This is a genomic window from Streptomyces sp. NPDC052101, assembly GCF_040680235.1.
Taxonomy (GTDB): domain Bacteria; phylum Actinomycetota; class Actinomycetes; order Streptomycetales; family Streptomycetaceae; genus Streptomyces.
Window position 1 is genome coordinate 176,281 of sequence record NZ_JBFAWH010000001.1, and the last position, 18,810, is coordinate 195,090.

The 18,810-nt window shown below is 68.5% G+C and carries 14 protein-coding genes, 1 tRNA gene and 2 pseudogenes; 8 read left to right on the plus strand and 9 right to left on the minus strand.

The genetic code is table 11. The features are described from left to right. Positions 1-34: 34 nt before the first annotated feature. Entirely contained in the window at positions 35-808 is a 774-nt protein-coding gene (locus tag AB0L75_RS00795; protein ID WP_365173510.1) for a histone-like nucleoid-structuring protein Lsr2, read from the minus strand. Between the two features lie 877 nt (positions 809-1,685). Between AB0L75_RS00795 and AB0L75_RS00800 the strand changes: the two genes are divergently transcribed. Further along, positions 1,686-1,925 carry a hypothetical protein gene (locus AB0L75_RS00800; RefSeq protein ID WP_365173513.1) on the plus strand — a complete coding sequence of 80 codons (240 nt, stop codon included), beginning with the start codon at positions 1,686-1,688 and terminating at the stop codon, positions 1,923-1,925. 164 nt (positions 1,926-2,089) lie between these two features. On the opposite strand, the gene AB0L75_RS00805 is transcribed toward AB0L75_RS00800, so the two are convergent. From AB0L75_RS00805 to AB0L75_RS00820, 4 genes are all read right to left on the minus strand, one after another. Continuing rightward, positions 2,090-3,007, minus strand: a complete 918-nt coding sequence (locus AB0L75_RS00805) for a hypothetical protein (protein ID WP_365173516.1) — start codon at positions 3,005-3,007, stop codon at positions 2,090-2,092. Between the two features lie 14 nt (positions 3,008-3,021). Next, entirely contained in the window at positions 3,022-3,378 is a 357-nt protein-coding gene (locus AB0L75_RS00810; protein WP_365173518.1) for a hypothetical protein, read from the minus strand. 348 nt (positions 3,379-3,726) lie between these two features. Next, positions 3,727-4,344 carry a hypothetical protein gene (locus AB0L75_RS00815; RefSeq protein WP_365173520.1) on the minus strand — a complete coding sequence of 206 codons (618 nt, stop codon included), beginning with the start codon at positions 4,342-4,344 and terminating at the stop codon, positions 3,727-3,729. A gap of 86 nt (positions 4,345-4,430) precedes the next feature. After that, complete coding sequence (locus tag AB0L75_RS00820) at positions 4,431-4,598, minus strand: helix-turn-helix domain-containing protein (protein ID WP_365173523.1); 168 nt, start codon at positions 4,596-4,598, stop codon at positions 4,431-4,433. An 87-nt stretch (positions 4,599-4,685) separates the two neighbouring features. Here AB0L75_RS00820 and AB0L75_RS00825 point away from each other — a divergent pair, with 87 nt between their 5' ends. Beyond that, positions 4,686-5,198, plus strand: a complete 513-nt coding sequence (locus tag AB0L75_RS00825; protein WP_365173526.1) for a helix-turn-helix domain-containing protein — start codon at positions 4,686-4,688, stop codon at positions 5,196-5,198. Between the two features lie 5 nt (positions 5,199-5,203). Beyond that, a complete protein-coding gene (locus AB0L75_RS00830) occupies positions 5,204-6,475 on the plus strand; it encodes a tyrosine-type recombinase/integrase (protein WP_365173528.1) in 1,272 nt (423 codons plus the stop codon). A gap of 88 nt (positions 6,476-6,563) precedes the next feature. Here AB0L75_RS00830 and AB0L75_RS00835 read toward each other — a convergent pair. The 4 genes and pseudogenes from AB0L75_RS00835 to sucC all read right to left on the minus strand — a co-directional run bounded on the left by AB0L75_RS00835 (position 6,564) and on the right by sucC (position 10,536). Then, positions 6,564-6,651 (minus strand) — tRNA-Leu (locus AB0L75_RS00835). Positions 6,652-6,826: 175 nt separating this feature from the next. Continuing rightward, a pseudogene (locus AB0L75_RS00840) lies at positions 6,827-8,397 on the minus strand (aldehyde dehydrogenase family protein). Between the two features lie 115 nt (positions 8,398-8,512). Next, positions 8,513-9,394 (minus strand): succinate--CoA ligase subunit alpha, encoded by an 882-nt coding sequence (gene sucD, locus AB0L75_RS00845; protein ID WP_365173530.1) that lies wholly within the window; start codon positions 9,392-9,394, stop codon positions 8,513-8,515. A gap of 11 nt (positions 9,395-9,405) precedes the next feature. Continuing rightward, entirely contained in the window at positions 9,406-10,536 is a 1,131-nt protein-coding gene (gene sucC, locus AB0L75_RS00850) for an ADP-forming succinate--CoA ligase subunit beta (RefSeq protein WP_365173533.1), read from the minus strand. Positions 10,537-10,810: 274 nt separating this feature from the next. Here sucC and AB0L75_RS00855 point away from each other — a divergent pair, with 274 nt between their 5' ends. From AB0L75_RS00855 to AB0L75_RS00875, 5 genes and pseudogenes are all read left to right on the plus strand, one after another. Beyond that, a complete protein-coding gene (locus AB0L75_RS00855; RefSeq protein ID WP_365173535.1) occupies positions 10,811-12,493 on the plus strand; it encodes a thiamine pyrophosphate-binding protein in 1,683 nt (560 codons plus the stop codon). Positions 12,494-12,504: 11 nt separating this feature from the next. Continuing rightward, the gene (gene frc / locus AB0L75_RS00860; protein WP_365173538.1) at positions 12,505-13,737 is read left to right on the plus strand and encodes a formyl-CoA transferase; all 1,233 of its coding nucleotides are present in this window, start codon (positions 12,505-12,507) and stop codon (positions 13,735-13,737) included. Between the two features lies 1 nt (position 13,738). Then, entirely contained in the window at positions 13,739-15,886 is a 2,148-nt protein-coding gene (locus AB0L75_RS00865) for an acetate--CoA ligase family protein (protein WP_365173541.1), read from the plus strand. Between the two features lie 240 nt (positions 15,887-16,126). Next, a pseudogene (locus AB0L75_RS00870) lies at positions 16,127-17,359 on the plus strand (MFS transporter); the annotation flags it as partial. A gap of 15 nt (positions 17,360-17,374) precedes the next feature. Beyond that, positions 17,375-18,760, plus strand: coding sequence for an OFA family MFS transporter (locus tag AB0L75_RS00875; RefSeq protein WP_365174810.1), 1,386 nt, complete (start codon positions 17,375-17,377; stop codon positions 18,758-18,760). The last annotated feature ends 50 nt before the right edge of the window (positions 18,761-18,810 follow it).

An 18,810-nucleotide genomic window follows, 5' to 3' on the forward strand; every position in this document is an offset into this window, starting at 1 on the left:
CCGCACATGGCAGCCGTCACCAGGGGCGCGGCATTCAGGCCGCTACCGCTTTTCCCTCCAACACATCCTTGTGGGCCAGGACGTACGCGTGCTTCACATGCATCGGGAGGCGCCCCCGCGCGGGCACGGTGTAGCCCTGGGCCACGGCCCAGCGGCGGACGGCCTTGTTGCGCTCACGCTCGGACATGATCCTGGGGCCAACCTTGGCAGGCTCCGGAAGCGGATCACCACCGGCCAACTCACCAGTCAGAACAGCCGACTTGAAACGACCCGGCTCCCGCACGTCCATGCACGGAATGCCACGCTCGGCGGCGTCCCTCAGCTTCGTCCCGTTGCGTTCACCGCCCTCACCCAAGACCAGCAAGACAGTGGACTCATCAGCGCGGCCCACTACCTCGTAGCCCATGTTCCGCAGCGCCGCACGGGCCGACTCCCAGTCGTAGCCCGGAACTTCACCAGCGAGCATCACGGACCGCACAGGCTCAGGCTCGCTCGCTTCTTCGCTCACGTCGTCGTCTTCGTGCTCCGCCTCGGCATCCGTCGCCACCACGGCCGCAGGCTCGGGCTCGACCACAACAGGCGCAGGCTCATCAACCGGTACAGGATCGGGTCCCGCCACCACTCCCTCCGACGGCACCCCCAACGCGTCCACGAGGTATCGGCCAAAGACGACGTTGTGTTCCAGGCACAGGTCCCAGGAATGGCGCCCCAGCGTCAGTGTGTCCGTCGCGTCTTCCTCGGAACCGTCACGCGCTATGTGGGCATCGCACAGAACCTTTTCCACGGGCATGAGCACTGTCTTACGCATAGCGCGGCAATCCTTTGATTCGAGTCGGTCAGAGTTAAGTCGTTGCGCGGCCGGAGCGTTGCTCTGACGGCCATCCGCTCATGTTGCTGCGGTGCAAGATCAACCCTGGCCGTCCCGAATCACGAAACAGTAACGTACAGATAACTGAATAATTACTCTCAGAAATGCATAGACGGGGGTAACACCTTAGATGGTTCGAATAGGACCCACCGGGGGCGCCTTCCTCAAGCCGTGTACGGGTATGAAACTTTCAGGCGTCCCCCTGGCGACTTGGGAACCCGCACTCACCTAACTGTGCCGTCGCCTCTAATTGAGGCCGGCAGAGCGCTGCCGAGCGGCTTTGTCGGCACTTATGGGGTCCGCGCATCCCTGTCGCGGTGGATGAATGAATCATTAGCGTGATGTGGCCCACTCTTCGCAGGTCGAGCGCGCCAATCTGGGGCGGATCACGCCTACATTTTCTGCGAGGGGGTTCTATATATCCCTGACATGGGGATGCAAGTGGCCCCCAGCGGGGCCGGTGCGCAGGATCGATTCCCCATCACCTGATTGGGTGCAATCTCTGTGGCGTGGCGTGCTTCTGTGTCGTGATCTCTCCATGCTTGGCCGTGAGCCGCTTGGCTGGTGGACAGCAGAGGATGTGAAGTCAGTGGCAAAGCAGAGGTTTCCCCGGTCCCTGACAACCGTGGCGTGGATGGGCTACGAATCCCCCCTGGACGCTCCCAGTGGGGAATCGTCCCAGGGTTCCCGTAAGGGCCGCCGCTTTGATTGCCGTGGTCCGCACTATCTCGCGCAGGTCACAAAAGTGGACGCGCGGACCTTCAAGGCTACATATGTTCGGAATGGAACCAGGAAGAGGGATAGCCTCCCAAAGGAGTTGGAGGTACGCATCCCGACGACCTTCAAGAAGCCCCTGGTAGTCGGTGGTCTGGTCCTCGTACGCGCCGATAAACGAAAGCCGAAGAAGCAGCACGCGCCGTGTGACTTCCGCGTGGTAGAGGCTGAATTGGACGAGGTGTTGCGCGCACCACAGGACTTCTACAGCCACTCCAATTGGGGTGGTGAAGAAGAGCCTTCAGTGAAGGGCAAGAAGAGCCAGGGAGCAACGAAGAAATAATCTCCACACCGAGCAGGCTACGCCGCCCTAATCCCGGTTCCGCAGGAAACGGGCAGCAACCGCCGACCGCCACTTCCGAGGATGCCAGCGCGGACTCACGGCCGCGGAAGAGTGAACGGCGAAGGGCCCCCGCGCATCGGCGGGGGCCCGAACTAATCCATGAATCAAGCCGCCGCGACCCATTCCACGGCCGCGCGGACGATGCCCTTAGTCGGCTTCGACTCGTCAAAGGTATTGTCGGCCTTCTTCGTGTCCAGGCCGGGGTACCTAACAATCTTCCCGCCGTAGAGGTGGATCGTATCTATGTAATTAGCCCGGTACTTCTCCGACTGACCCTCACGGAAGCCGCTGAACTGGCTTGCGTAGGTGCTGAACTCCGAGTGTCCGGCCACGATGTCCACGCCCTTGGGCATGGCCGTGGTCGTCAGAATGGTGAAGCCAGCAAGACGCGCCACAACACCGTTCGCGGTTACCCCGCCCTCGCCGTACGCGGCGGCGTTGGCCACGGCGGGATGCTCGATGAGGTACCGCTTCACCCAGGGCGAGACGACCACGTACCGGCCGCCTGCCGGGATGTCGTTGTCGTCCAGGGCCAGCATCATGTCCAGGATGGCGCTGTAGAGCGCCTGCGGGGCCGTGGCGGCCGACGCCTTGACGTTCGGGAGGGCCGTGGCGCTGTTCGCGATCACGTTGCCCATGAAGGTGTCAGCCTCACGGGCGAGGGACCGAATCATCTGCTGATTGATCGGTGAGTTGAGGTTGCCACTCGCGACCTGGATGCGCTCGGCGTCCTCGATGAGGACCTGGAGGTACTTGGCCTCGGTGATCGGGAGCTTCTGATCGACAGTCTCCGGCCGCTGAGAGGTCATACCGTCCGGCAGCTTGTAGTCCCCGACCGAGGGCCGCAGAAGCGAGTTGATGTGGACAACATCTCCCTGCTTGGTGATGTCTCCCTCATACTTATTGTTGGAGACGATCGGCGAAGCCCAGACCAAAAGCGGATCGAACTGGGTCAGTAGATCGGCGTTCCAAATTTCCGGAACGAAGGTGTGAGTAGCAGGGTTCTGGTAGGCAAAGGTCATATGGGTACTCCTAGTTAACGCTTACGGACATCAAGGGAAATGCGCGGGTGCTGCTGCACGCGGTCGCCGCTGCGGTGAAATCCAGCACCAGCGAGTTGGGGAAACCCCGCTGGCCGCTCAGGGATCATTGGGGCCAGTGCCCTGGTGATTGCCTCGGCGGAAGGGGTGCCGTCCTCCCCGAGGAGCTTGGACGTATCCAGATACTCAGTGAACCCCTCGCCGAGGGTGGCACCAGCCTGGGCCGCCTGAGCCTTGAACTCTGCCTTGGCGAGCTTGGCGGCGTACTCCCGCTGAACCTCGACACGGACCGCATGGGAAGGGTCGGCCGGCACGGCGGTCTGAGAATGGGAATCTGCCTGGGGGTCGCTCACAGGCGACACCTCCTTAAGATCTAATCAAGCTAGAAGGGGGACTGAAAAGGGCCGCTCTCATGCGGCCTATCACCCTCACAAGAGGACAACGTAAGAGAAACACTGCCCCCCCTTACCCCCCACTGTGGACGAGTTCAGTAGGGAGCAAGGGGAGGAGTCTTTCTCTACGCTGCCCCCTCTCACAGGGAGGTGTCCGCAGAGCCTCATGACGACTTAGGAACTGCCCGGCCCGTAGGCCGTGCCAGAGGCACACCGCCGAGTGTGCATGGCCCCGGAGGATCGCTCCTCCACTAGTTCTGAATTAATGCGACACAGACGCAGGGGCCACCCGTAGGTGGCCCCGTCCGATCACAGCCGAGCCGTGTTGACCGTGCCCCATATCTGCCGGTAGCCCGACAGGTCCTGATCCTTCAGCCCGTTGAATCCGTAAAGCAGATTCCTGTTCTTGCCAACGCGCACGCCTGCGTACCTCCGGCGCCGCGTACGGGCCTTGGCGGCTTTTTTGTGAAGCGCGCAGTACTTACCTGGCCTGCCAGGCTTACGCGTCTTCCCTGCGGCGTACAGCGATTCATCACAGCCGTCCCACCGGCACTCGTCTGGAGGGAAGTTGCGACGCTCCAAAGCGAAGCCTGATCCGTAGGGGGTCGCGTCCGCAGTGGCCTCAAGGATCTCTGAAAGGGGGTCAGGCTCTCCAACTCCCGGACGCTCCTGCATCAAATCTCGTATCGCGTGGCCGCCTTCCTCTGGGGCAAAGGAGGGCAGTGATGCTATGAGCGACACTGCCGCCAACGGGACCATTCCGGCGTGCGCCGCCGCTATTCGGTCGAACTCCGTCTCCTCCTGTCGCGGCCACGAGCCTGGCCAGCCATCCGCCACGTGGTCGCCAGCCGCCTCTAGGAGGGCGTCCGCCTTCCGCTCCAGCCGATCCCGTTTCCTGTCGTCGGACGGCGGGATGATCTCGTTCACGTAGTCCTCGCGGGGTGTGCTCACACAGTCCTCTCAGAAAATAAGAAAGCCCCCGGCTGCCTCGGGGGCGTAGTTGGTCTTGCTGTTCAGTTCTGCTTGTCGAGCCACTTCTCAAGATCATTGGGGCGGCATCGAAGGGACTGCCCCACCTTCCGGAACGGGATCTCCTTGCGCTTCCAGTTCCCGTACACCCAGGACTCAGGGACGTTCAGGTAGTCGGCCACCTCGTCCACGGTCATCAACTTCGTGCGCATCTTCCTCCTCCGGCCCTGTCTGGCAGGGCCCGAGGTTACTCGCATGTCGATGCGATCTGTCAATTCACATCGTGATACGTTGCCGGTATGGACAACACAGACCTGCCGCCCGGATGGCGGCTCGACCACGACGACGAAGGCGTCCCCCAGACACTCGTCTGGGAGGAGCGGCGTGGGCCGTGGCTCCTGCGGGCCACCTGCCCGCTATGGGCGCACTACGAGGGGCCCTCGGAAGTCATGGTGACCTTGGGCGGGCCACCCAGTGACGCGCCGGACGGTGGCGTGCCCGTGGACGCCCTGCGTTCCTTCCCTCTCCGGGAGATCAAGGCGCAGGCGCGCACGATCATGGGCCGCATCCGGCTCCAGAAGGTCAGCGAGGAGGTACTCGGCGTGCCGCTCAGCGACCTGCCGCAACGCTGCCGCACGGACGACGACTACGCCCTGTGGGCAGCTGCCTGGACGCTCGTGCAGCGCATCAGCAAGACCTCCCCGGTCAAGGTGCTGATGGACCACACAGGCATGGCGCAGTCCTCCGTATCCACTCGGCTCGCGCAGCTCCGCAAGCGCGGCCTTATCGACACCGGCAAGGAAGGCGACTAACCCACGTGGCAAAGCGCGGTAACGGGCTCGGGGGAACTCCGGTGGAGATCCCGCGCAAGGGCCGGCCGAACACCTGGGGTGTGCGCACGCCCCTGCACTTCAACAAGGCGAGCGGGAAGCAGGAGCGCTACTGGATAGGCCGGGAGTACAAGACCAAGACCGAGGCGGAGAAGGCGCTACGGCAGTGGCACAACGACCACGAGGCCGGGAAGGTCGCGGCCCGCTCGGACATGAAGCTGGGTGACTGGCTCGACAAGTGGCTGAGTAATCACAGGAAGGAGGGAACAACCGTGGCCGGGTACGAGACGAAGATCCGTCTGCACATCAAGCCGCACATCGGCGGCGTGAAGCTATGCGAGGTCACGGACGACACGCTTGACGACCTGTATCGGCTGCTGGAATCCGTCCCGTGTCCGACGAACAAGGGCAAGCCCCTCGGGGCCAAGACTGTCCGGCACGTGCACAACATCCTGTCGGGTGCCCTCGGCGCTGCTGTGCCCAAGCTGATACCCGCCAACCCGGCGGCCACCGCGCACCCTCCAACCGCCCGAGAGATCCGCAAGCAGGAACGCGACTTCCCCACCGTGGACGACGGGCAGACTTCCCGCTTCCTGGGGTCGGTGTGGGAGCCGTGCGAGAACCGAGCCTGCGACGGCGGCCTGACTCACCACTGCCTCCGGGACGCCCCACTGTGGACCGTCTATGCCGCGACCGGGGTTCGGCGCAGTGAGGCCCTGGGCATGAAGTGGTCACTCGTCCACTGGGACGAGGGGTCGATCGAACTGGGCTGGGTGGTAGTCGAGGAGGGCAATGCCTATCGGCTTCGGAAGCTGACCAAGGACGGTGACGCCAACGCTCGGATCTACGTGGATCAGTCCGTGATGAACGTTCTCAAGTGGCAGAAGCAACGCCAGGACGCCGAGCGGACGCGGCTCGGGCCCGCGTGGGTTGATCATGACCTGGTGTTCGCCCGGGACGGCTTCAAGCTCTACCGAGGGGAGGCAGGTGGGCCCCAGGACCCCGAGAAGGTCTCTGCCCGGTGGCGCACGCTCCGGACGCGCCTGCACCTGCCGGGGGACTTCCGAATCCATGACTGGAGGCATAGCAAGGTCACGAACGACCTGGAGGCCGGGGAGAACCCCGTAGAGGTCTCGGCAAACGTCCGGCACCACTCGCCGGGCTACACGATGGCCCGGTACGGGCACTCACGTAAGGACGGAGCGCGGAAGCTCGCCGCCTCCGGTGCGGGCCGACTCGGCCTGTCATCCCTGGTCTGACCAGGTAACTCTCTGGGCCGTTGGTCACGTGGTTGGTCACGCCACTGCCCAGAAAAGCAGAAAACCCCTGATGAACAGGGGTCTCAGCTGGTGTCCGAGGGGGGACTTGAACCCCCACGCCCGATAAAGGGCACTAGCACCTCAAGCTAGCGCGTCTGCCATTCCGCCACCCGGACTAGGTGTCTGCCGCCTTGCCCGGGGTGTTCCCCGCGGCGACATGGACAACAATACCAAGGTTTCGGAGTGCGTTTCACCTGCGTATCCGCCGTGGGCGGCGGCCCGGAGGAGCCGGGCCGCCAGGATGAGGGGAAGGTATGCAGTATGCGAGATTCTGTGTACACACCGTGAGAATCAGGGCATGAGCTGGTACTCCGGGAAGTTACCGGGGAGTCGCTCCCCGTCGGCCCCTGGGTCACGGCGCGCACCAGAAGGTGACCGCCGACGAAGGCGCCCTGCCAGGCGTGGCCAAAGCCGCCGAACAGTTCGGCGCGGTCGCCGCGGGAGCGTGGGACGCCGTGCCCGGTCTTGAAGGCGCGGATCTGCGGGGCGAGCCGGTCGTAGGTGGCCCGGTCGTCCGTGGCGAGCGCGGCGACCAGCGCGCCGTTGGACGCGTTCATGGCGGCCAGCAGCTCGGCCTCGGTGTCGACCAGGACGATCGTGTCGACGGGGCCGAAGGGTTCGGCGTGGTGCAGCGGGGACGACGGCGGCGGATTGAGAAGGGTGACGGGGTGGACGTATGCGGAGGCGTCCTGGCCCGGCAGGAACCGCGCGTCGTCGGCGCGGCCGCGGTACAGCGGTACGGCGCCCCGGTCGACGGCCTCCGCCACCTGGTCGGTGAGTTCCTCGGCCTTCGCCGCGTTGATCAGGGGCCCGAAGTCCAGCTCGGGAAGCGGGTCTGCGGGGTCCGCCACCGCGAGGGGGTGGCCGACGCGGACCGAGCGGACCGCGGGCAGGTACGCCGTGAGAAACGCGTCGAACAGGGAGCGCTGGACGACGAAGAGCGGGTAAGCGGTGCAGCGCTGTTTTCCGTAGTCGAAGAGCTTGGGGATCACGGCGGTGAGCTGTTCCCAGCCGGAGAAGTCCCAGACGCCCCAGGTGTTGAGCCCCTCCTGTTCCAGGATGTGCCGTTTGCCGAGGCCGGCCACGGCGGTGGCGACGTCGGCACCGGTGTCGCGGCCGCCGACGAAGGACACACAGCCGATCTCCGGCGCCCGCACCAGCGCCTGGTTCAGCTCGCGGCCGCTGCCGCCGACCAGGGTGACGGGCACCCCCTCGCGGGCGGCCAGTGCCATGGCGAGGGTGAGGCACGCCACACCACCGTCGGTCGGGGTCTTGGCGATCACGGCGTTGCCCGCCAGGGCCTGTACCAGGGCGGCGTGCACCAGCACGCTCATCGGATAGTTCCAGCTGGCGATGTTGGAGACGGGCCCGTCCAGCGGGGTCCGGCCGGCGAGCATGGGCTCGATGCCCTCGACGTACCAGCGCACGCCGTCGATCGCCCGGTCCACGTCCGCCGCGGCGAGCCGCCAGGGCTTGCCGATCTCCCAGACGAGCAGCAGGGCGAGCAGATCCCGGTGCGCGGTGAGCGCGTCCAGGGCGGCGGCGATCCGCGCCCGCCGCTCGGGCAGCGGGCTGTGCCGCCAGGCGCGGTGCTGGTCGAGCGCGGCGCGTACGGCCTGCTGGGCGGTGACGCCGTCGAGGCGTGGGGCACCGGCGATCGGGCTGCCGTCCACCGGAGTGGTCGCGGGGAGTGTGCGCCCGTCGGCATGCCAGACGGCGCCCCAGAGATTGAGGACACGCTCGTCCCGGAAGGCCTCCGGCGCGGTGGCAAGACAGCGCTGCCAGGCGTCGGCGTAGGCCGTGCCGGGTTTGAGCAGCGCAGCGGTCGGGGGCGGCGGACTCGGGGTGAGGGTGGGTGGCATGGGTCAGCTCCGCTCTCGGTGCACGGTCGGGGCGGGGTGAGGTCGGGTGGGGGTGGGGTGAGCTGGGACGAGGTGGGGTGAGGCCGCCGTCTTCGGGTGCGCGAAGCAGGCGGTGTCAGCGGGCGCCCAGGGTCTCCGCGACCAGGCCGGCCGTCTCCGTCGGGGTGCGGCCGACCCGGACTCCGGCCGCCTCCAGGGCCTCCTGCTTGGCGCGGGCGGTGCCGGTCGAGCCGGAGACGATCGCGCCGGCGTGGCCCATGGTCCGGCCCTCGGGAGCGGTGAACCCGGCGATGTAGCCGACGACCGGCTTGGTGACGTGGTCGCGGATGTAGGCGGCGGCTCGCTCCTCCGCGTCGCCACCGATCTCCCCGATGAGGACGACGAGTTCGGTGTCGGGGTCGTCCTGGAAGGCGGCCAGGCAGTCGATGTGGCTGGTGCCGACCACCGGGTCGCAGCCGATGCCGACGCAGGTGGAGAAGCCGATGTCGCGGAGTTCGTACATGAGTTGGTACGTCAGCGTGCCCGACTTGGAGACCAGGCCGACGGGTCCGGGCTTGGTGATGTCGGCGGGGATGATTCCCGCGTTGGACTGGCCGGGGGTGATCAGGCCGGGGCAGTTGGGGCCGATGATCCGTGTGCCGGTGCGCCGGGCGTGCGCGGTGAAGGCGACGGTGTCGTGGACCGGAATGCCCTCGGTGATGACGATGGCGAGGGGGATCCGGGCGTCGGCGGCCTCGGCGACGGCGTCCTTGGCGAAGGCGGGCGGGACGAAGACGACCGTGACATCGGCGCCGGTCGACCGTATGCCGTCGGCGACCGACCCGAAGACGGGTACGGCCTGCCCGTCGAAGTCGACGGTCTGCCCGGCCTTGCGCGGGTTGACCCCGCCGACGACGTTCGTGCCGGCCGCGAGCATGCGCCGGGTGTGCCGCATGCCCTGGCCCCCGGTCATGCCCTGGACGAGGACTCTGCTCTCCTTGGTGAGGTGGATGGCCATGTCCCGGCTCCTCAGGCGGTGTGGGCGAGTTCGGCGGCCCGGCGGGCGGCGGCGTCCATGGTGGTGGCCTGTTCGGCGAGCGGATGGGCGCGTTCGCCGAGGACGGCGCGTCCGCGCGCGGCGTTGTTGCCGTCGAGGCGGACGACGAGCGGCTTGGTCGGCCGGACGGTGTCCACGGCCGCCACGATCCCCTCGGCGACCGCGTCGCAGGCGGTGATCCCGCCGAAGACGTTGACGAGGACGGACTTCACGGCCGGGTCGCCGAGGACCACCGACAGCCCGTCGGCCATCACCCGCGCGGAGGCCCCGCCGCCGATGTCGAGGAAGGTCGCGGGGCGGGCGCCGCAGCCGGCGACGACGTCCAGGGTCGACATGACCAGCCCCGCGCCGTTGCCGATGACCCCGACCTCGCCGTCGAGCCGGACGCAGGTGAGGCCGCGGTCGGCGGCGGCCGCCTCCAGCGGGTCCTGGTGCTCCGCGTCCCATCCGCCCCAACGGGCCTGCCGGAAGCGGGCGTTGTCGTCCACGGTGACCTTGCCGTCGAGGGCGAGTATCCGTCCTCGGGCGGTGCGCACCAGCGGGTTGACCTCGACCAGCAGGGCGTCCTCGCGGACCAGCACCTGCCAGAGCCGGACGAGGACGTCGGCGGTCTGCGGCGGCAGCCAGGCCGCGTGGGCGATCTTCGCCGCCTTGGCGGAGCTGACGCCCTCGGCCCGGTCGACGGGGATCCGGGCCACGGCCTCCGGCCGGGTCGCGGCCACCTCCTCGATCTCCATGCCGCCCTGTGCGGAGGCGATGGCGACGAAGCCGCCCGTCGTGCGGTCGAGGACGTAGGAGACGTAGAACTCCTCGGCCACGTCGACCGGTTCGGCGAGCGTCACCGCGCCGACCCGGTGGCCCTTGATGTCCATGCCCAGTATCCGGCGCGCGGTCAGTTCGGCGGCGGCCGGATCGGCGGCGAACCCTATTCCGCCCGCCTTGCCGCGCCCACCCGTCCTCACCTGGGCCTTGACCACGACCCGACCGCCGAGCCGGCGGGCGATCGCACGGGCCCCACCGGGCGAGTCGGTGACCTCGGCCCGCGGCACGGGGATGCCGTGCTCCTCGAAGAGGTGCCGTGCCTGGTGTTCGTACAGGTCCATGTGCGGCTCCTGTCTGCCGGATCGTCGCGATGGCGCGACACCCGCGCGTAGGCCGGTGAATCACCGCGGAGTCAGCCCCGGTGACGGAGAGTGGCCGGATTTCGATGACCGAAAAGTATGTACGCCCTCTGGACACCGTCCACCGGGATGCGGGATAACAAGCTTCATACAGTATTCGTCGACTGTATGCAATCTGCCGTGAAGAGCGTACCGTAGGACGCATACAGGACAAATGCGAGCAGCCCAACCCCTACGAAAGGGACAGGAGTTCGCCATGCCCGACGACACCCAGGACGTGATCTCCGGTGGTCATCTCGTCGCCAAGGCGCTGAAGGCCGAGGGGGTCGAGCGCATCTACACGTTGTGCGGTGGCCACATCATCGACATCTACGACGGTTGCGTCGACGAGGGCATAGAAGTCGTCGACGTACGCCACGAGCAGGTCGCCGCGCACGCCGCCGACGGCTACGCCCGGATCACCGGCAGGCCGGGCTGCGCGGTGGTCACCGCCGGTCCCGGCACGACCGATGCCGTCACCGGGGTCGCCAACGCCTTCCGGGCGGAGTCCCCGATGCTGCTGATCGGCGGCCAGGGCGCGCTCGCCCAGCACAAGATGGGGTCCCTGCAGGACCTGCCGCACGTCGACCTGATGACGCCGATCACCAAGTTCGCGGCGACGGTGCCGGACACCGCCCGCGCCGCGGACATGGTGTCGATGGCGTTCCGCGAGTGCTACCACGGCGCGCCCGGCCCCTCCTTCCTGGAGATCCCGCGCGATGTCCTGGACGCCAAGGTCCCGGCGGAGAAGGCGCGCATTCCGAAGGCGGGCGCCTACCGCGCCTCGACCCGCTCGGCCGGCGACCCCGAGGCGGTCGAGACCCTCGCCGACCTGCTGGTCCACGCCGAAAAGCCGGCGATCCTGCTGGGCAGCCAGGTGTGGACGACCCGGGGCACCGAGGCCGCCGTCGAGCTGGTGCGCGCCCTCGGCATCCCCGCGTACATGAACGGCGCCGGACGCGGCACGCTCCCGCCCGGCGACCCGCATCACTTCCAGCTCTCGCGCCGGTACGCGTTCTCGAACGCCGACGTGATCGTGATCGTAGGCACGCCGTTCGACTTCCGCATGGGCTACGGCAAGCGCCTGTCGCCGCAGGCGACGGTCGTCCAGATCGACCTGGACTACCGCACGGTCGGCAAGAACAGGGATATCGGCCTCGGCATCGTCGGGGATGCGGGGCTCGTCCTGAAGTCGGTGACCGAGGCCGCCTCCGGACGGGTCGACGGGGGTGCGTCCCGGCGGAAGGAGTGGCTGGACGAACTGCGCGCCGCCGAGCAGGCCGCGATCGACAAGCGCCTGCCGCAGCTGAGGTCCGACGCCTGCCCCATCCACCCCTACCGGCTGGTCAGCGAGATCAACGACTTCCTCACCGAGGACTCGATCTACATCGGTGACGGCGGTGACATCGTCACCTTCTCCGGTCAGGTGGTCCAGCCCAAGTCGCCCGGGCACTGGATGGACCCCGGCCCGCTGGGCACCCTCGGCGTCGGTGTGCCGTTCGTGCTGGCCGCCAAGCAGGCCCGCCCTGACAAGGAGGTCGTCGCCCTGTTCGGGGACGGCGCGTTCTCCCTGACCGGCTGGGACTTCGAGACCCTGGTCCGCTACGGCCTGCCCTTCGTCGGCATCGTCGGCAACAACTCCTCGATGAACCAGATCCGTTACGGCCAGGCCGCCAAGTACGGCAAGGAACGCGAACGGGTCGGCAACACCCTCGGGGACGTCCACTACGACGAGTTCGCCCAGATGCTGGGCGGTTACGGCGAGGAGGTCCGCGACCCCGCCGACATCGGCCCCGCCCTGCGCAGGGCCCGCGAGTCGGGCAAGCCGTCGCTGGTCAACGTCTGGGTCGACCCGGACGCCTACGCCCCCGGAACCATGAACCAGACCATGTACAAGTGAGGTGAACACCCATGACCGACAGGGCACTTGAGGGCATTCGCGTCCTCGACATGACCCACGTCCAGTCCGGGCCCTCCGCCACCCAGCTGCTGGCCTGGCTCGGCGCCGACGTCGTCAAGCTCGAGGCAACCACCGGTGACATCACCCGCAGGCAGCTGCGCGACCTGCCCGACGTGGACTCCCTGTACTTCACGATGCTCAACTGCAACAAGCGCAGCATCACCCTCAACACCAAGACCGAGCGCGGCAAGGAGCTCCTCACCGAGCTGATCCGCCGCTCGGACGTGTTGGTCGAGAACTTCGGGCCCGGAGCGGTGGACCGGATGGGGTTCACCTGGGAGCGGATCAAGGAGATCAACCCGAGGATCGTATACGCCTCCATCAAGGGCTTCGGCGAGGGGCCGTACACCGGCTTCAAGGCGTACGAGGTGGTCGCGCAGGCCATGGGTGGCTCGATGGCGACCACGGGTTTCGAGGACGGGCCGCCGCTGGCGACCGGCGCGCAGATCGGCGACTCCGGCACCGGAGTGCATACCGTAGCCGGGATCCTGGCGGCGCTCTTCCAGCGGGAGCGCACCGGGCGCGGTCAGCGGGTCAACGTGGCCATGCAGCATGCCGTGCTCAACCTGTGCCGGGTCAAGCTGCGCGACCAGCAGCGCCTGGCGCACGGGCCGCTGGCGGAGTACCCGAACGACGACTTCGGCGTCGAGGTGCCCCGCTCGGGCAACGCCTCCGGCGGCGGTCAGCCCGGCTGGGCGGTCCGGTGCGCGCCCGGCGGCCCCAACGACTACGTGTATGTCATCGTCCAGCCAGTCGGCTGGCGGCCGCTCACCGAGCTGGTCGGCCGGCCCGAGCTGGCCGACGACCCCGAGTGGGCCACCCCCGAGGCACGGCTGCCGAAGCTGAGCAAGATGTTCCAGCTGATCGAGGAGTGGTCGGCCGGCCTCCCGAAGTGGGAGGTGCTGGAGAAGCTGAACGCGCACGACATCCCGTGCGGGCCGATCCTGTCCACCAAGGAGATCATCGAGGATCCCTCACTGGCCGCCAACGAGATGGTGGTACGCGTTCCGCACCCCGAACGCGGCGAGTTCGTCACCGTCGGCAGCCCGATCAAGCTCTCCGACTCCCCCGTCACCGTCGAGCGCTCACCGCTGCTCGGCGAGCACAACGAAGAGGTGTACGTCGGCGAACTCGGCCTCGGTGACGAGGAGTTGCGCCTGCTCAAGTCGAACGGAGTGATCTGACGTGGCGGCAGAGGACCGGGAGCTGCGAGTACGCGAACTCCTCGACTCCGTGCGGTCGGAAGGACGTATCGCGCTCACCGCGCCCGAGGGCAAGGTGATCGCCGACGCGTACGGGATCGCCGTACCGGGCGAGGCACTGGCGACGGACGTGGACGAGGCGGTGGCCGCCGCGGCACGCTTCGGCAAGCCGGTGGTCATGAAGATCGTCTCACCGGACATCCTGCACAAGACCGACGCCGGCGGGGTCGTGGTGGGCGTCGAGGGCGCGGCGGAGGTACGGGCCGCGTTCCGCCGGATCATCGAGAACGCGCGCGCCTACGACGCCGAGGCCCGTATCGAGGGCGTGCAGGTGCAGGAGTTGCTGCCGAAGGGGCAGGAGGTCATCGTCGGCGCGGTCACCGACCCGACGTTCGGGAAGGTGGTGGCGCTCGGCCTCGGCGGTGTGCTGGTCGAGGTGGTGAAGGACGTGACGTTCCGGCTGGCGCCGGTCACCGCCGACGAGGCGCTGTCGATGCTGGACTCCATCCGGGCGGCGGAGATCCTGCGGGGGGTGCGCGGGCAGGAGGGCGTGGACCGGTGGGCCCTCGCCGAACAGGTCCGGCGGGTCTCCCAACTGGTCGCGGACTTCCCGGAGATCGCCGAGGTGGACCTCAATCCGGTGATCGCGACGCCCGACGGGGCGACGGCCGCCGACATCCGGGTGATCCTCGCCGAGCGGCAGCCGGCACGGAGGAAGTCGTATGCACGCCAGGACATCCTCGCGTCCATGCGCCGGCTGATGCAGCCGTCCTCCGTCGCCGTGATCGGCGCGTCCAACGAGCCGGGCAAGATCGGCAATTCGGTCATGCGCAATCTCGTCGACGGCGGTTTCTCCGGGGAGATCCATCCGGTGAACCCCAGGGCCGATGACATTCTGGGCCGCAAGGCGTACAAGAGTGTCACGGACGTGCCCGGTGAGGTGGATGTGGCGGTCTTCGCCATCCCCGCCAGGTTCGTGGCCGCGGCCCTGGAGGAGGTGGGCCGCAAGAAGATCCCGAACGCCGTCCTCATCCCGTCCGGTTTCGCCGAGACCGGCGAGCACGAACTCCAGGAGGAGATCGTGCGGATCGCCGAGCGGCACGGCATCCGGCTGCTCGGCCCGAACATCTACGGCTACTACTCCACCTGGCACGACCTGTGCGCCACGTTCTGCACGCCGTACGACGTCAAGGGGGGTGTGGCGCTGACCTCGCAGTCCGGCGGTATCGGCATGGCGATCCTCGGCTTCGCCCGTACCACGAAGACGGGTGTGTCGGCGATCGTCGGCCTCGGCAACAAGTCGGACCTGGACGAGGACGATCTGCTGACCTGGTTCGGTGAGGACCCGCACACCGAGTGCATCGCCATGCATCTCGAAGACCTCAAGGACGGGCGGGCGTTCGTGGCGGCGGCCCGCGCGACGGTGCCGAAGAAGCCGGTGGTGGTGCTGAAGGCGGGCCGTACGGCGGCGGGCGCGAAGGCGGCGGGCTCGCACACCGGGGCGCTGGCGGGCGACGACGCGGTGTACGAAGACATCCTCCGGCAGGCGGGGGTCATCCGGGCGCCGGGGCTCAACGACATGCTGGAGTACGCCCGTGCGCTGCCCGTGCTGCCCGCGCCCCGGGGCGACAACGTCGTGATCATCACCGGGGCGGGCGGCAGTGGGGTGCTGCTGTCGGACGCGGTGACCGACAACGGGCTGTCCCTGATGGAGATCCCGCCCGACCTGGACGAGGCGTTCCGCCGGTTCATCCCGCCGTTCGGCGCGGCCGGCAACCCGGTCGACATCACCGGGGGCGAGCCGCCGTCGACGTACGAGGCGACGATCCGGCTGGGGCTGGAGGATCCGCGGATCCACGCGCTCGTCCTCGGCTACTGGCACACCGTCGTCACCCCGCCGATGGTGTTCGCGGAGCTGACGGCGCGCGTCGTCGCGGAGTTCCGCGAGCGGGGCGTCGAGAAGCCGGTCGTGGCCTCGCTCGCGGGGGACGTCGAGGTCGAGGAGGCCTGTCAGTACCTGTTCGAGCGGGGGGTCGTGGCGTACCCGTACACGACGGAGAAACCGGTTGCCGCGCTGGGCGCGAAGTACCGGTGGGCGCGGGCGGCGGGGCTGCTGGGGGGTGGTTCATGAGGTGAGTGACACGGGGCCGGGCCGCGGTGCGCGTCGGACGGCCCCGGGACCCGGGCGAGCACGAAAGGCATGGGACAGGGGGCGCTGGCCAGAACTTTCGACGCAAGGGGTGCGAGTCGCGAGATGGAAACGATCGATTCCCCCGCCTCCGTGCTGTGCAGGGAGGTGAGGGACCGAAGGGGCCGCGTGTACCGGGTCGGCGAGAGCGACGTCGATCTGCTGGGCCGTGGCCGGATCTGGATGGTCGTCCTGCCCTGGGCGGGCCTGGCGGGCATCAGTGGTGCCGCGTACGCGTTCGTCGCGGCGCAGGACGGTCTCCGTGCAGCTCATCGGTGGGGCGGGGACCTGTCCTGGCCGACCGGCCTGTGGGTGTTGTCCCAGGCGGCCGTCGCCGTCCCGGCCGGGCGGCTGCGGGAGAGCGGCCGATTCTCCGCCCGCGCGGCCATGACGACCGGGGCGCTCGGCACCCTGGCCGGGTATCTGACGCTCGCCGCCGCTCCGGAACTCGCCGCCGCCCGGCTGGCGTTCGCCGTCTGCGCCGGGGCCGGGGCCGGGCTGGTGCACACCACCTGCCTGACGCTGCCGGGCCGCTGGTGGCCGGAGCGCCGGGGCGGGCCCACGGGAGTGGTGGCGAGCGGGCTCGCCCTCGGGGCCGTACCGTTTCTCCTGCCCTCGGTGCGAGGCGCCGACCCGCGGGGCCTGCTCGCGGTCACGGGCAGCGCGGTGGCCCTGACCGTGGCCGGCGTCGGCCGCCTCTTTTGGGATCCGCCGCGGAACTGGTGGCCGCCGCGTCCCGACCCGCTGTCCCTGCCGGCCGGCCCCGTCGCCCGGCGCGCACGCGAGAAGAACCCGCCCGCCGTACGCCACCGCCCCCTCCACGAGGCGGTCCGCTGCCCGGCGTTGTGGCTGACGGGGCTCTGTCTGCTCGGCGCGGCCGGCGCCACCGTGCTCGGCATCGTCCTGCAGGCACGCTACGGCCGGCAGCTGGGCCTCTCCCCCGAGGCGGTGTGGTCCGTGACCGTCGCGGGCGGTGCCGCGGCGGCCGTGGCCGGCGCGCTGTCGGACCGCTCGGGGCGGCGTACCGCCCTGGTCACGGCCTGTCTGCTGCTGGCGGCGGCGCAGTTCGGGGTGCCGCTCGCGGCCCGGACGGCGAGCGGTGCGCTGCTGCTGGGCTGTGCCGCCGCCACCGCGGCCGCCGGCGTGGCGGTCCTGGCGCTGGTCACCGCGCTGGCCGCCGACCACTTCGGGGAGAACCACAGCCCGAGCGTCCACGGACTGCTCACCGGCGCCTGGCTGCTGCCGCTCGCCGTCGGCGCCGGTACGCGTGCCGCCGCCCACGCCGCCCGGCACCCGCACTCCGCGCTCCTCCTGGCGGGCTGCACCGGGCTCCTCTGCGCCGTGGTGGCGCTGTTCCTCCGCGCGCCGGGCAGGCCCAGCGTCCGGCGCATCGTTCCCAATCCGCACCCCCTCGGCGAGGAGTGGCCTGACATGACGGCTGATCCCACAACACGGAAGACGCCGGCCGATCCCGGCTCGGCGAACCGCTCCTACCGTGAAGTCACCGACCCCCGGGGGCGGGTCTACCGCATCGGTGAGACGGACCGCGACATCCTCGGCCACTCGCGCAAGCTCATGGTGTACCTGCCATGGATCTCGATGATGGCCATCAGCGTCTCCGAGTACGCCTACGGCTCCGCCGAGGACACCCTGTCCGACGCGCACGGCTGGACCCAGAGCAACACCTTCTGGATCCTCAGCGTCTGGGTGTTCTTCCAGGCCGGTATCGCCTTCCCGGCGGGCTGGCTGCGCGAGAAGGGCATCCTCCCGGCACGCCGCGCGATGTTCCTCGGCGCCGCGATGTGCCTGCTCGGCTTCCTGGCCCTGTCCCACCTCGACCATGTGATCCTCGCCATTGTCGGCTTCGGTCTCGTCGGCGGTGCGGGCTCCGGGCTGATCTACGCGACCTGCATCAACATGGTCGGCAAGTGGTTCCCCGAGCGGCGCGGCGCGAAGACCGGCTTCGTCAACGGCGGCTTCGCCTACGGCTCCCTGCCCTTCATCTTCATCTTCAACTACGCCTTCGACACCGGCAATTACGACGAGGTGCTGGACCTGATCGGCGTGTACGTGCTGATCGTGGTCGCGGTGTGCGCGTTCTTCTTCAAGGACCCGCCGAAGAACTGGTGGCCGGCCGACATCGACCCGCTGTCGTACTCCGGGACCGGCAGGAGCGCGGCGAGCCTGGCCAAGAACCCGCCCGCGGTACGGCAGTTCACGCCCATGGAAGCCATCCGGACCGGCATGCTGCCGCTGATGTGGATCACCGTGGTGATGACCGCCGGGGTATCGATCTTCGGGATCTCCTTCCAGGTCGACTTCGCCAAGAAGGTCGGCTTCGGCCCGCTGGTCGCGGCCTCGTCGATGGGTGTGATGGCCGTCATCAACGGCGTCGGACGGGCCGCGGTCGGCTGGCTGTCGGACCGGTGGGGCCGCAAGCCGGCCCTGGTCTTCGTCATCGTCGTTCTCGGCCTGGCCCAGTTCGGTGTCATCTGGGCCGGTGACATCAGGAGCGAGTGGCTGTTCCTGTTCTTCGCCTTCCTCTCCGGTTTCGGCGGCGGCGCCTTCTACCCGATGTTCGCCGCACTGACCCCGGACTACTTCGGCGAGAACTACAACGCCACCAACTACGGCCTCGTCTACAGCGGCAAGCTGGTCAGCGGCCTGTTCGGCGGCGGCCTCGGTTCCCTGGTGGTCCACGCCTGGGGCTACAACGGCGCCTACGCGCTGGCCGGCGGCGTGTCGATGGCGGCGGCGGCGATCGCGCTGCTGCTGCGCCGGCCCCGCTGGGACGGCCGGACGCAGCCGACGTCCTGAGCAGGCCCGCGGTGTTCCCCCTCTACGATCTGCTCACCGATCGCCGGAGG